Source organism: Colwellia meonggei (assembly GCF_057537295.1).
In genome coordinates, this window is sequence record NZ_BAAJLZ010000007.1 from 43,876 (window position 1) to 57,483 (window position 13,608).

The window sequence follows — 13,608 nt, forward strand, 5'->3', positions numbered from 1 at the left end:
AAATGCACATAAAAAAACCTAGCAAACTAGGTTTTATTTGAAATGGGGAAAGGTATTTTAGCTTCTTCGCTTAAACGCAAAGCCTATAAGGAAAAGTGAAAAAAGTAACAAACTATTTGGCTCCGGCACTTTAGTAAAAGCAGTATCAACTATACGAACTGCATCATCATTGCCATCAGCCCAGATCATAAATGCTGAGCCGATTAAATTATCAGGAGCAAAAAACACACCTTCATCATCAAAAATCAATGAAGCTTGTTGATCAAAAAATATATCCGTTGTTTCAATACTAGTTGGCGTTAAATAGGTAACAAGCGAGAAGTTTAAATCGTCATTGTCGTTAAGGTAATCAGCATAAAAACCCAATATATTAATTTCTTCTGAAAACGAAAATAATAAGCCTTCATCAAGATCATTCAAGTCACTAGATTGCCCACCATCAAGATGATGGCCATCTTGATCATTAGACTTAACACCTAAACCCGAACTGCCTTTATATACGCCATATGGCCCTGATAATAGCTGCCAATCTGTTAATACGTCTTGAGTACTATTAACATTGGTTGTCCAAGCACTGATAGTTAATGTAACGCCATTCTCTGTAAAGACAAACTGTTCAGCGACACCTTCATTGGTGCCATCAAAGTCGATTACGTTAATAATATTGGCAGATGATGACATTGATGATATCAGTAATAAAACACTAATAAACCTGGTTAACATGGATTCTCTCGTTATACGCTAAAATAAATTAATAAAGCTAACTAGCAGCTTAAAAAGATACTCAAAAGCAAAAAGCACACCAACAAAATAAACCATTGTTAATTATGACTTTTAGTGTTTTTCCCTATTAATTTTTAGCTAGATGTAAAGTTAGCCGACAAACATTGTTCATTTATCAACCAACCTTTACATCAACTCACTTAATCCATCTTACTAACGATAACTGACCAATGTTGGAATCGTTAAAATATTTTTGCCAAAGCGCTTCAAACCAATGTATATACTTAAAAAAACCAATAAAATTATCGCTAAAGTAATAGAAGCTGATAATGGTTCAGTGGTAAAAACTGCAACTTGGTAGCTAGCTGTAGCCGCTAAATACGCTAAGCTAAAGCTCCACAGCGCAGCGAAAACAGCCCAACGTGTACCAACCTCATTTTTTATTGCTCCCATTGCCGCTGCGCAAGGCGTATAAAGTAAAATAAAGAGTAAGTAACTAAAAGCTCCTATTTTACCAACAAATGCTGCCTGCATTATGGTAATTGTGGTTTCTTCAACACCCTGCTCTTGCGCGGCAATTTCGATGCTTGATACATCACCGATATCGGTTCCTAGTGGGTCGTCAGCTTCTATGCCTTGAAGGTTGTCAGATATACTTGTTAGCGCTTGTTGCCATAAATCAGCTAATGAGTCGGGTTCACTTGCTTCTTCTGATGCCGGTGAGTATAAGCTATTAAAGGTTGCAACTAACGCCTCTTTAGCAAATAAGCCGGTGATAATACCAACGCTTGCCTGCCAGTTATCTTCTTTTACTCCCATAGGCGCTAATAAAGGAGTAACAACTTGTGCGCTTTTACTCAGTAATGAGTCTTCACTATCGTGATGACCAAATTCACCATCTGTTCCTAATGAATTAAAGAAGTTAAGAATACATACCACCACCACAATGGTTTTCCCTGCACCTAAAACAAATGAACGAGTTCTTTGCCAAACACGCTTTAATAAAAATGACAATGTTGGCCATTCATACAAAGGTAATTCCATAATATTAATTGAATTACCGCCCATTAAAATGGTTTTCTTCAGCATTAAACCGGTAAAAAGTGCTGCCGCAATACCAATAAGATAAAGTAAAAATACAATATTTTGTCCGGAATCAGGAAAGAATGCTGCCGCAAATAACGCATATACAGGTAAACGTGCACCACAAGACATAAATGGCGACATCATAACCGTCGTTATTCGCTCTCGCTCATTATCTAAAATTCGCGCTGACATTACCGCAGGTACGGTACAGCCAAAGCCAACAATTAGTGGCACAAAGGCCTTACCAGGCAAGCCTATTTTCTGCATGGCAGTGTCAACCACAAACGCTGCTCTAGCCAAATAACCACTACTTTCAAGTAAAGACAAACCAATAAATAAACAGGCAATTACAGGAATGAAAGTAGCAACCGTTTGAATACCCAGTCCAATACCACTAATGATGGTCGTTAACCACGCAGGTAAATTAAAGCTAGTTAAAAAATGGAGCGGATAATCAACAAATATTGCACCAGCTAGGATATCGAAAAAGTCGATAAATGCACTACCAACATTAATGGCGAACATAAATAATAGGTACATCATGCCAAGAAAAATTGGAATGCCTAAAATTGGGTGTAACATCCAACGGTCTAGCTTATGACTAAAGTTTTGATGCTCTGTTGGTGATACTGTTACCTCATCCATTACATGTTGTATAAAACTGTACCTTGCTTGCATAACTGCCATAGCATTTTTGTCGGTCGATTGGCACGACGAGCCATTAGCACAAGCTTGAATTTCTATAGATACTGGCATTCCCTGAAAATCACTCAAAGTATCTGGTAAATTCAATAGGTGCTTTTCTTCTCTACTTCTCGGTGCATTTTTAAGTGCTTCACTAAGAGCTTGTCCGGCAGCTTTTCCGGTACTATTCTCACTTACCACAGAGCAACCAAGCGCTATTGCAAGTTGCTTTTCATCAATTTCCTCAGCTTCCTTACGATCACTTTTATTAAGCACTACCACCATAGGTATGCCTAGTTCCAATAATTGTGTCGTTAAATAAAGCTGACGTTTAAGCTGCGTTGCATCAATAACGTTAATTAAATAATCAATTGGTTGCTGCTTAAGAAATTCTTGCGTTATTGATAGATCTTTCCCTTGCTGGCTTCGCTTAGCCAATGAGCTAATGCCAGGTAAATCGGTTAACAATGTACTAATATTATTAAGGGTGCATTGTTGCTGTTTTGAGGCAACTGTTACACCTGTCCAATTACCTGTTTTTTGTTTAGCACCAGTTAAAGCATTAAATAAGGTACTTTTGCCTGAATTTGCAAATCCAACCAAGACAACATTTTGTTTTATCATTTATTTAACAACTCAATTTTTATTTGTTTGGCAATAGCACGTGGTATCGACATTTTTGTGCCATGTAAATTGAAAGCAAGCGGGCCATTAAAAGGTGCTTTATGTGCTAAAGATATTTCTGTTTTTAACGCAAAGCCTTGTTCGATAAGCTGCGCACTTAAATCAAAGTTTTCAGGTAAAATACAAATACGAGCTTGCTGATTAACAGATAATTCGGATAAGGTCATAACGCCACTAACAAACGAGAATAATTATCATTTAATAATACTAAAACTCGCACGATGCGACAACATAATAAATTTACAGCTATTGATCTAACACAGTAATAAGCGAATTTTTTTCCAACAAATTAGTTTGAACAATTAACTATGCATGTACTCATAGTTAACAGTCAGCTTAGTTATTTGTAATATTGTTCAATATGCTCAGTAAAGCATCGAATAAAAGCAGCATATGGTCGGATAAATGATGACAAAATTGAATTCAATGGCACAATAGCTAAGTAATAATTAAAAAGGATATTCAATGAAAGTAATTTTTGCTCTGCTACTTATCAGTGTTAGTTCGATAAGTTATGCAGTTGAGCAGGCCGAAGAAATTTTTAAAAAATTGGCACCCTCACTTTATCAAATTCGCTTAATAGACAAAGCCAGTGGTGAAAAATCATCAATCGGCTCAGGTTTTCAAATCAGCAGCGACGGTCTAATTGCCACCAATTATCATGTTATCTCAGGCTTTGCCCGTCACCCGCATAAATACAACATTGAGTATCTAGACAACAAAGGTAATAAAGCAGCACTCACCTTAAAGAGTGTTGATGTTATTAATGACCTAGCAATAGTGCAACGTGAAGTTAATGAGGAAATGCCATTTTTTGATATTGCTAAAGTGGCTCCAACTAAAGGGGAAGAACTCTATTCATTAGGTAATCCACATGACTTAGGCATGATAGTAGTGCCAGGTACCTACAACGGCTTAAAGAATGAATCTTTCAATGATCGAATTCACTTCACTGGCTCAGTAAACTCTGGCATGAGTGGTGGCCCGGTGGTCAACAAAGAAACCCAAGTTGTTGGTATTAATGTCGCAACTTCAGGTAACCAAATTGGCTTTTTAGTACCACACGATAAGCTACAAGCGCTATTTCAAGAGTACAAACAAGGTGCACCCAAAAGTATAGAACTGCAAATGACAGCGCAATTAATGCGCAATCAAGAAAAGCTTATCAATACAGTATTAGCCAGTGATTGGCAGCTAAAAAAATTAGGTCGCGGCTTAATTCCAACTATAGATGTGCCTTTTATACGTTGTTGGGGGGAGTCAAATTCTGACAAAGCCGATGCCCAAATTATGGCCGCTGTAGCAAACTGCGATCTCGATGAAAACACCTATATCTCATCTGACTTCTTTACGGGTTCATTGGAGATGGAATATCGCTACATGGAGTCAAACAAAATAGGTAGCACTAAGTTTTATCATATATTTGAACGCCAATTAAACCAAGTTGCACCGGGCAATAAAGCTGGCAAAGACGATGTGACTGAATATCAATGTCATCACGATATAGTTATGCCAGAGCAGAGCAACATTAATAGTAAGGCGGTGTTTTGCACCCGCGCATATAAGGCATTTCCAGAGTTATTTGATGTCTTATATATAGGTATTTCTATTGACCACGAGCAATATGCTTTGCTTAGCCACTTCACTATTTCAGGTGTCGCAGAGGAAACGTCACTTGCCTTTTTGACTAAGTTTATGGAGTCGGTCAAATGGAACTAATCATTGAAGAAATCACATATGGTCATAAATTATTAGGTCGTCATAAATTTTCATCAAATAATATTACTATTGGGCGAGGGTACGACAACGACCTGATCATAAGCGATCCACATGTATGTGCTGATCACCTACAACTCCATTTTGATGGTGAGTATTGGTTTGTAAACGATCAAGGCTCAGTAAATGGTAGTTTTCTTGAACACAGCAAAGAAAATATTATTCACCACAAAATACAATCCGGTGATATTGTCACTATTGGTAAAAGCCAAGTACGCTTTGTTTTTCCAAGCCACCCTGTCACACCAAGCATTGCAATAAGTCCATTTGAAAGTCTAATTAATTTAGCTAAACATCCGGCAGTACTTGCACTAAGCGTGACGTTATTCGCCTGTATCGCCTGCTGGATTATTAATTTAAATAACGCTAAAGAAGTCTCGTTGACACAGATGTTGGTGCCAACAATAGGCTTAACTCTTGGCTTTGCATTATGGCCAGGCTGTATTGCCCTTGTTTCACATTTAACTAAGCATGATGCTCGTTTTTGGACACAAATTGGCATTAGTTTTATATTTTTCAATCTCATGTGGTTAAGCGATATTTTCGAAAATATTATCCAGTTTAATACCTCAAGTAACTTCTCGATGATTTGGTTAATCACCATTATTCCACTGGTTTTAGCATACGGCCTGTTTTGGCTGAACTGCTATGTTGGTTTTCATATGACAACTAGGCGTAGAAATGTGGTTGCGGCTGGCTTGGTAATATTATTATTTGGCGGCAGTTTTATAGTGCAAATGAGCAAAAAACCGAACTTTAATCCACGTCCACAATTTAACACCACAATAATGTCACCAACATTTTTGTTTACGCCAAGTAATGACGTTAAGTCGTTTGTTAGTGATAGCGCAATATTGTTTGAGAAAGCCACAGAAATAGCTGAGAAAGACAAAAAAGATAAGTAATAATATTACTGAACATAAAAAAGCCTGAGTTTACTCAGGCTTTTTTTTTATCTAACTTTAAATAAGCTTAAGGTTTCGCGATAAAACCTATCGCTTGGTAAACCTCAGCAAGTAACTTGCTCGCTCTAGCAGATGCCTTTTCTGCACCTTTACGCATGACTTCATCTAAGTATGCTTGGTTATTACGAATTTCATGATAACGCTCTTGAATTGGCGCTAACAAAGCAACAACAGCTTCTGCGACGTCACCTTTTAAGTGTCCATACATTTTATCTTCATATTCAGGTACAAGCTCAGCAACTGTCTTACCTGTAGTACATGATAAAAGTGATAATAAGTTAGACACACCCGGCTTTTCAGCAATATCAAAATAAATATTCGCCTGCTCGTCTGAATCAGTCACAGCACGTTTAATTTTCTTAGTAATTTTCTTAGTATCTTCTAATAAACCAATAAAGTTGCCTGGGTTAGTATCAGACTTTGACATTTTCTTCGTTGGCTCTAATAAGCTCATTACTCGAGCACCAAATTCTGGAATATAAGGCTCTGGTACTTTAAATGTTTCACCGTGCAGATTATTAAAGCGTGTTGCTATGTCGCGAGCTAATTCCAAGTGTTGCTTTTGGTCATCACCTACAGGAACTTGGTTAGCACCATATAATAATATGTCAGCCGCCATTAATACCGGATAGGTGAATAATCCAGAGTTCATATTAGCTTCCGATTTTGACGACTTATCCTTGTATTGCGTCATTCGGTTTAGTTCACCCATTTGAGTATAACAATTAAGCACCCAACTTAACTGTGCATGTTCAGGCACGTGTGACTGAATAAAAATAGTGCTTTTTTCAGGATCAACACCACATGCTAAGTATAAAGCTAATCCATCAAGAGTTGCTTTACGTAAGGCTTCTGGATCTGGGCGCACGGTAATCGCATGCTGGTCAACCAACATGTAATAACACTCATGGCTATCTTGCATGCTCACCCATTGCTTTAACGCGCCAAGATAATTACCAATAGTTAACTCGCCTGACGGCTGGCAGCCACTTAATACAATAGGTTTACTCATTTGTTATCCTTCAATTATGCTTATTTCAGTGTTTTCTAACTAATTATTTTACTTTTGCTAATTCAGCACGCATTTCATCAATAGCGACTTTGTAATCAGGTTTTGAAAAAATGGCCGAGCCAGCAACAAACATATCGGCGCCCGCTTCAGCAATTTCGGCAATGTTGTCGGCTTTCACGCCGCCATCAACCTCTAAACGAATATCGTAACCACTAGCATCAATCTTTTCACGTACTAAGCGCAGCTTATCCAATGTCGTTGGAATAAATGATTGACCGCCAAAACCTGGATTAACTGACATTAATAAAATAACGTCTAATTTATCCATAACAAAATCTAAAATATGTAGTGGTGTCGCGGGATTTAATACTAGCCCAGCTTTACAGCCGTTATCTTTAATCAACTGCAAAGTTCTATCTACATGATCACTAGCTTCTGGATGAAACGTAATAATATCGGCACCCGCTTTGGCAAAATCAGGGATCAAACTATCAACCGGTTTCACCATCAAATGCACATCAATTGGTGCTGTAATTCCATAATCTCTTAATGACTTACATACCATAGAGCCAAAGGTAAGGTTAGGTACAAAATGATTATCCATTACATCAAAATGAACAACATCCGCGCCAGATTTAAGTACATTTGCCACATCGTCGCCTAAGCGCGCAAAATCAGCAGATAAAATTGATGGAGCAATTAAAAAATCAGACATAGTGATCCCCTCGATAAATTCTGCGCTACTTTAACTTAATTGTCGTAATTTTGCGACCAAGAACAAGGATAAAAATCGAGATAAAAAGAATAGTAAAAGTAATAAAATTCAGCAATTTCTAAAATTTTGCATATGATTATATTTAAGCTTATGCCCTTTTTTTGCACATAAGTGAATATTCCTTGCACCAAGACAGTTCATGCAAGGTATTAAGGACAAAGAAAAGCCGTTCAGGATTCCCACTTAACCATTTGATAACAAATATCTTTATAAAATTTATTCTACACAGGCATTGTCTTTGCAATGTTCACGGTAATTATAAAACTTAGTGGAACCAACATGAAAAAAACAATTACAGCTTTATCTATTTCAGCCATATTCACATCATCAATGCTTATCGCTGCATCAGCACACGCTATTGAAGGTTTATCAGCAAATGCTTCAGCGTCAAGTAATTATCTATGGCGTGGGGTAACACAAACCACCAATTCCGCGGCAGTTTCTGGCGGTATAGATTATGAAAATGCTTCAGGGTTCTCAGTAGGTACTTGGGCATCAAACGCTGATTGGGCCGAAAATATGACCTATGAACTCGACCTTTATGCCGCCTATTCAAATGAATTGGATAATGGCTTAGGTTACAGTATTGGCTATATTTATTACGCGTACGATAGTGATGCTGGTGCCGACTTTAGTGAAGTTAACTTTTCACTTTCATACGACGCTTTTTCAATTACCTATAATACCCTAGTTGATTCAGATGCCGATGGTGACTTCGGAGATGACACCTATATATCTGCAGACGCTGCCTTCGAAATTTCTGAAGGTTTAGAGCTCGGCCTTCATGTTGGTAGTTATGACTTTGACGCGGGTGGCGATTACGTTGATTACGGTATTAGCTTAAGTAAAAATGGCTTTACTTTCGCTATTTCTGATACTGATATTGATGGCGCTGACGGCGACATTAATTTTGTTGTTAGTTACAGCATAGATCTAGACTTGTAAGAAGTAATCGTCATAAAAGCGCGTGTAACTTTTAGAAATTACACGCGCATTTTTACTTTGCTAAGCACCAGTTTTTATGGCTATTACCAATTTGAAACTAACGAATATTAGGCTAGTTTAACCCTTTAATTTTTACTTGCTGCTGGCGATGGCTAAGTCGCTGGCAAACAGTAACTAAATCAGCATGAATACCACCTGCGGTGACATCTCGACCCGCACCAGGACCCCGAATAATCAGCGGGTTTTCCTGATACCACTCACTTTTAATTTGAAAGACATTGTCACATGGCGTTAACTGGGTAAATGCATGCCGATAGCTTAGCTCTTCTAAACTTACTTTTGCGCTTAAGCGACCATTTTCTTTCGAGAATTTAGCCACATAGCGAATAGCACATGACTTTTCCTTAGCTTGACTTAAACGTAGTAAAAATAAATCATTTAGTTCTTCGGTTCGCTCAAGAAACTCATGTAACGAAACATCCCTTAACGAATCTGGTACTAAACTCTGGCAATCAATATCTTCTAAAGAAAGCTCAAAGCCAGCGGCTCGTGCCAATATTAATAATTTACGTTGGACATCTCTGCCCGACAAATCTTCTCGCGGATCCGGCTCGGTAATTCCCTGTGCCAAAGCATTTTTAAGCAATTCAGAAAATGGCGTTATACCATCATAATATTGAAACAGCCAAGATAACGTACCAGAGAAAATACCTGAAATTTCAATAATATTATCACCACTGTTGATTAACTCTTCAATAGTGGAATTAATCGGTAAGCCCGCTCCAACAGTAGTATTACCTAACCAGTAACTATTATGCTCTTTTGCACTGTTCAACAATTGCTGATAATTTTCTGTCGGCGAAGAGGCGGCCCATTTATTTGCGCCAATAACATGAATACCTTGAGCGAAAAATTGCTGATATAACTTGCTAAATGATTCACTTGGGGTGATATCAACAACAACCAATTCATCATAGGGGTGATTTGTTAACCAATCTATTAATTGCTCATTCTCATAGGCTTTAGCTTGTTGCTGGTAATGAACCAATGCGTTATTAACTTCAATACCATCGGTATTAATTAAGGCCTTTTTAGAGCCAACTAAGCCGACCAAATGAAGGTTTTCCAATACTGGTAAGCGTGCCAATTGATTTGGTAATATTTCTAAAAAACGTTGCCCGATATTACCCAATCCCGCAATAACTAAAGCAATATTTCTCGCATCTTTAGTCATGTCCCCATGAATGTTATTGAGCAACTCTCCGGTACAGGCTTCTGGTAGCACCGCAATGTAGCTATGCTGATTTTCAGCATGAACAAAATGTAGTGTTTGTTGGTGCTTTAATGCCCTTTTAAACCTTGCCCGCATACCGCCTTGTTGTGCAACTTGATAACCAACCGTGGCCACAATAGCTACGGGTTTGAAAGAGACTTCAGTATCATGACTTGCTAGCCACTGGCTTAATGACTTTTGTTGCTCTTGCGTCACCACCAAATAACCTTCATCTAAGTTGTAACATACAGGTGCGAACTCTTTGACTGCACGCGCACCTGATTCACCAAGAAAACTTACAGAAGTAGCAAGAATAAGGTCATTTAAATAGGTCACTGAAATTTCTTGTTTGGCTATTTGGCCAAATTTACCAATTTCGCTGCCACTTATTTCGGGTGCAAAGCTACTAGCAACGTGTAAATGGGTATTATGACTTGTTAATGGTTGTAGAGTTTTTGCATGTAGCACCGGATTGCCTAATCGGCCCAGTTCATTTGCTACGGCGTTGGGCAAGCGATGTAATTTTCTTGCCAGAGGCACGACTCTTGGATCGGCACTATAAATACCATCAACATCGGTCCAAAGAGTGACATTTCGAGCACCCGATAAAGCAGCCATAATAGTTGCCGAGTAGTCACTACCATTACGCCCTAACGTACAAGCTTGTTGCTGCTGATTGCGTGCAATATAGCCAGTTACAATTACAAGCTGATTTTGTTGCTGTAGTGGTAAAAGCTTATTCTGACTTGCTGAGTAGTCAATAGCACAAGTTTTTTCATTACTTAATAACAAAAAGTCTCTCGCATCTAGCATATAGCTTGGACAAACTTGTTCATTTAGTACCGCTGATAATAATCTTGCTGACCAAACCTCACCGAAGGCTAATAAATCATTTTGATAACGATCCGGGTTATTCAACAAGTGCGTTGAAATATTGGCAATATCATCAGCCAATAGTGCCTTTAACCTCGCAGCACTGCTGGCATTGAGTAGTTCATCAATTAGCTTAGCTTGCGAAGCACTTAGCTCAAAAATAGCCTCGGCCAGCGATTCAGGCAGCACATCTACCGCTAAGCCCGTATGATTACCGACAGGTTCTGCTTGCTTATGTTCATAGTGCTCTTGTGCCAATTGGTAAATTGCAAACAATGAATCTGTGGTACTGCCATTTGCAGAAACAACAATGACATCATTGAGCTGGCAGTGTTGACGAATAATATCAACTACGCGCTCGATACAAGCTGACGTTGCTAAACTGCTGCCGCCAAACTTATGAACATTACAAGCGGCCTTAGCCAGCTGGTTTTTTGTGGAAGAAAGCTCTACCGCTGAATTTACGTCTGTCATTTTATTTCCAAACACTTATAAATATTTATCTGATTGCTAATTCTTTAGCTACTACGTTGATTAAACTTGGCTAGCAGCAAGTGCTTTTGCTAAGTCAGCTAAAATATCATCGATATCTTCTATGCCTACTGACAATCGTACTAATGACTGCGTAATACCCGCAGCAAGCTGAGCTTCAATTTCCATGCCGGCGTGTGTCATAGTTGAAGGATGACTGATCAAACTTTCAACGCCACCCAATGATTGCGCTAAGGTAAAAAATTCTAGTTTATCAAACAGTACCTTTACTGCTTCAACACCGCCTTTAAGTTCAAAACTCATCATGGCGCCAAAGTCATGTTGCTGTTTCTTTGCTAATTCATGATGTGGATGATCCGCTAGTCCAGGGAAATAGACACGTTCAACGGCGGGGTGTTCTTGCAAGAAAGCGGCTACCGCATTGGCATTAATTTGATGTTGCTTCATCCGGATCGGCAACGTTTTTAGACCACGTAATGCAAGAAAACTGTCAAAGGCCGAGCCAGTAATGCCGATACAATTTGCCCACCATGCCAACTCTTCACCTAATGCTTGCTCTTTGGTAACCAAAACACCGCCAACTACATCACTATGGCCATTGATATATTTAGTAGTGGAATGAAATACAATATCAGCGCCCAATAATAAAGGTTGCTGCAAAGCCGGCGATAAAAAAGTATTATCAACAGCCACTAACGCACCTGCTTGATGAGCCTGCTTAGTAATATCTTCAATATCAACTAAGCGTAGTAATGGATTGCTTGGCGTTTCGATTAAAACTAATTTTGGTTTGCTTGCTAAGGCCTCTGCTAGCGCCTGCTGATCATTTTGGTCAACTACAACCAACTTAAATTGTCCACGTTTTGCTAAATGTGTAAATAATCGAAAACTACCACCATAACAGTCGTGCGGGATAACTACAGTATCTTCAGTATTTAACAGCTGACAAATCAAATGCACCGCTGACATACCTGTACTAGTGACAATACCTAACGCACCTTGCTCTAAATCTGCAATAGCTTGAGCAAAAGTAGCACGAGTTGGGTTGCCCGTACGAGAATAATCAAACTGACGTTTCTCATTGAAACCCTTTAATGCATACGTACTGGAAAGGTGAATTGCAGGAATGACAGCACCATGATGCTGGTCGCTATTGATACCTGCGCGAACCGCAGTAGTGGCAATTTTTTTATCACTCATGTGTGCTCCTGTATAGACGCTTTTCTATGTAGATGTTTGGACGTCTATAAATCTAAACGGTTTGTAAGAGATGGTCAAGAACTTTAGACATCTAACCCTCTACACATTCGTTATTGACTCACGCCTCACAACCAGTAAAATTAGCGGTCAAGAATAAACTTATAACTTACTGGTATACCAGATAAGCTAATTATAGGTTTTTCATAATTATTTAAGCATAGAGGAATATTCATGGCAGAGTGGAATGGCGAGTATATTAACCCTTACGCCGAGCACGGGAAAAAAAGTGAGCAAGTTAAAAAGATCACCGTGTCTATCCCTTTACGTGTATTAAAAGTGTTAACTGATGAAAGAACACGTCGTCAGGTTAATAACTTGCGTCATGCAACGAATAGCGAACTATTATGTGAAGCATTTTTACATGCTTTTACTGGCCAACCCTTACCAGATGATGGTGATCTAGCTAAAGACAATACACAAAAACTACCTGCGAGTGTTCGTAAAGCGTTAGAAGCACAAGGTGTGACTGACTTTAGTGAATACGAAACAGAAGTAGAAGATTAGATAGAGCTCATAGCTCAATATTAAAAAAGGCGCTTTAAGCGCCTTTTTTGTTAATTAACTTCCTATTTAGAAACTTGGATTATTAAGCTGTAATAAATCCCATTTAGTACCATATAAATCTTTAAAAACCACCACAGTGCCATATTCTTCCACACGCGGTTCCTCAGTGAATTCTACACCTTGGCTTTTCATATGCTCATAGTCACGCCAAAAGTCATTGGTTTGTAGAAAAAGGAATACCCTTCCACCGGCTTGGTTACCAATAGCGTTATTTTGTTCATTGTTACTTGCTTGCGCCAATAACAAATTTGTACCATTTGAATTCGGTGGGGCAATTTGTACCCAACGTTTACCAGCACCTAAGTCGGTATCTTCAATAAGTTGGAAGTTTAGTTTCTCAGTATAAAATTTAATAGCGTCATCATAGTTTTCAACAACTAAAGCAATATTTGAAATATTCTGTTTAATAGAGTTTGTCATGCAAATTTTTTTGTTACGTCATGGCTAGGTAATATCATTATTTTACTGCATTTTTATCTAAACAATAAGTCAGGCT

General features: G+C 38.5%; 12 protein-coding genes. 4 read left to right on the top strand and 8 right to left on the bottom strand.

The features are described from left to right. Window positions 1-57 precede the first annotated feature (57 nt). The 3 genes from AC27E9_RS15505 to AC27E9_RS15515 form a co-directional block, all read right to left on the bottom strand. Entirely contained in the window at window positions 58-723 is a 666-nt protein-coding gene (locus AC27E9_RS15505) for a PEP-CTERM sorting domain-containing protein (RefSeq protein WP_487131738.1), read from the bottom strand. A 213-nt stretch (window positions 724-936) separates the two neighbouring features. Further along, window positions 937-3,117: a ferrous iron transport protein B gene (gene feoB, locus AC27E9_RS15510; RefSeq protein ID WP_487131740.1), complete on the bottom strand. Its 2,181-nt coding sequence runs from the start codon at window positions 3,115-3,117 to the stop codon at window positions 937-939. Continuing rightward, entirely contained in the window at window positions 3,114-3,344 is a 231-nt protein-coding gene (locus AC27E9_RS15515; protein ID WP_487131742.1) for a FeoA family protein, read from the bottom strand. Before AC27E9_RS15515 ends, feoB begins: the two co-directional genes overlap by 4 nt. A 298-nt stretch (window positions 3,345-3,642) precedes the next feature. On the opposite strand from AC27E9_RS15515, the gene AC27E9_RS15520 reads away from it, so the two are divergent. Continuing rightward, a complete protein-coding gene (locus AC27E9_RS15520) occupies window positions 3,643-4,896 on the top strand; it encodes a S1 family peptidase (protein ID WP_487131744.1) in 1,254 nt (417 codons plus the stop codon). Further along, the gene (locus tag AC27E9_RS15525; protein ID WP_487131745.1) at window positions 4,887-5,858 is read left to right on the top strand and encodes an FHA domain-containing protein; all 972 of its coding nucleotides are present in this window, start codon (window positions 4,887-4,889) and stop codon (window positions 5,856-5,858) included. The genes AC27E9_RS15520 and AC27E9_RS15525 overlap by 10 nt, the downstream gene beginning before the upstream one ends. 67 nt (window positions 5,859-5,925) lie before the next feature. Here AC27E9_RS15525 and trpS read toward each other — a convergent pair whose 3' ends face one another. Both trpS and rpe read right to left on the bottom strand, forming a co-directional pair. Beyond that, window positions 5,926-6,930, bottom strand: a complete 1,005-nt coding sequence (gene trpS / locus AC27E9_RS15530; RefSeq protein WP_487131747.1) for a tryptophan--tRNA ligase — start codon at window positions 6,928-6,930, stop codon at window positions 5,926-5,928. A 43-nt stretch (window positions 6,931-6,973) separates the two neighbouring features. Further along, window positions 6,974-7,645 carry a ribulose-phosphate 3-epimerase gene (gene rpe, locus AC27E9_RS15535; RefSeq protein ID WP_487131749.1) on the bottom strand — a complete coding sequence of 224 codons (672 nt, stop codon included), beginning with the start codon at window positions 7,643-7,645 and terminating at the stop codon, window positions 6,974-6,976. 339 nt (window positions 7,646-7,984) lie between these two features. Here rpe and AC27E9_RS15540 point away from each other — a divergent pair, with 339 nt between their 5' ends. After that, window positions 7,985-8,650 carry a TorF family putative porin gene (locus AC27E9_RS15540; protein WP_487131751.1) on the top strand — a complete coding sequence of 222 codons (666 nt, stop codon included), beginning with the start codon at window positions 7,985-7,987 and terminating at the stop codon, window positions 8,648-8,650. Window positions 8,651-8,762: 112 nt separating this feature from the next. Here AC27E9_RS15540 and metL read toward each other — a convergent pair whose 3' ends face one another. Both metL and metB read right to left on the bottom strand, forming a co-directional pair. Next, window positions 8,763-11,270 (bottom strand): bifunctional aspartate kinase/homoserine dehydrogenase II, encoded by a 2,508-nt coding sequence (gene metL, locus AC27E9_RS15545; protein ID WP_487131753.1) that lies wholly within the window; start codon window positions 11,268-11,270, stop codon window positions 8,763-8,765. A gap of 60 nt (window positions 11,271-11,330) precedes the next feature. Beyond that, window positions 11,331-12,488: a cystathionine gamma-synthase gene (gene metB, locus AC27E9_RS15550; RefSeq protein ID WP_487131755.1), complete on the bottom strand. Its 1,158-nt coding sequence runs from the start codon at window positions 12,486-12,488 to the stop codon at window positions 11,331-11,333. A gap of 231 nt (window positions 12,489-12,719) precedes the next feature. Here metB and metJ point away from each other — a divergent pair, with 231 nt between their 5' ends. Beyond that, complete coding sequence (metJ, locus tag AC27E9_RS15555) at window positions 12,720-13,052, top strand: met regulon transcriptional regulator MetJ (protein WP_487116647.1); 333 nt, start codon at window positions 12,720-12,722, stop codon at window positions 13,050-13,052. Between the two features lie 66 nt (window positions 13,053-13,118). Here the strand turns inward: metJ and AC27E9_RS15560 are convergent, their stop codons facing one another. Continuing rightward, window positions 13,119-13,532 carry a VOC family protein gene (locus AC27E9_RS15560; RefSeq protein WP_487131757.1) on the bottom strand — a complete coding sequence of 138 codons (414 nt, stop codon included), beginning with the start codon at window positions 13,530-13,532 and terminating at the stop codon, window positions 13,119-13,121. Between the last annotated feature and the right edge of the window lie 76 nt (window positions 13,533-13,608).

Excerpts from the sequence above, each read along its gene's own strand:
- AC27E9_RS15505 (WP_487131738.1), bottom strand. The coding sequence starts at position 723 with ATGTTAACCAGGTTTATTAGTGTTTTATTACTGATATCATCAATGTCA.
- feoB (WP_487131740.1), bottom strand. The coding sequence starts at position 3,117 with ATGATAAAACAAAATGTTGTCTTGGTTGGATTTGCAAATTCAGGCAAA.
- AC27E9_RS15515 (WP_487131742.1), bottom strand. The coding sequence starts at position 3,344 with ATGACCTTATCCGAATTATCTGTTAATCAGCAAGCTCGTATTTGTATT.
- AC27E9_RS15520 (WP_487131744.1), top strand. The coding sequence starts at position 3,643 with ATGAAAGTAATTTTTGCTCTGCTACTTATCAGTGTTAGTTCGATAAGT.
- AC27E9_RS15525 (WP_487131745.1), top strand. The coding sequence starts at position 4,887 with ATGGAACTAATCATTGAAGAAATCACATATGGTCATAAATTATTAGGT.
- trpS (WP_487131747.1), bottom strand. The coding sequence starts at position 6,930 with ATGAGTAAACCTATTGTATTAAGTGGCTGCCAGCCGTCAGGCGAGTTA.
- rpe (WP_487131749.1), bottom strand. The coding sequence starts at position 7,645 with ATGTCTGATTTTTTAATTGCTCCATCAATTTTATCTGCTGATTTTGCG.
- AC27E9_RS15540 (WP_487131751.1), top strand. The coding sequence starts at position 7,985 with ATGAAAAAAACAATTACAGCTTTATCTATTTCAGCCATATTCACATCA.
- metL (WP_487131753.1), bottom strand. The coding sequence starts at position 11,270 with ATGACAGACGTAAATTCAGCGGTAGAGCTTTCTTCCACAAAAAACCAG.
- metB (WP_487131755.1), bottom strand. The coding sequence starts at position 12,488 with ATGAGTGATAAAAAAATTGCCACTACTGCGGTTCGCGCAGGTATCAAT.
- metJ (WP_487116647.1), top strand. The coding sequence starts at position 12,720 with ATGGCAGAGTGGAATGGCGAGTATATTAACCCTTACGCCGAGCACGGG.
- AC27E9_RS15560 (WP_487131757.1), bottom strand. The coding sequence starts at position 13,532 with ATGACAAACTCTATTAAACAGAATATTTCAAATATTGCTTTAGTTGTT.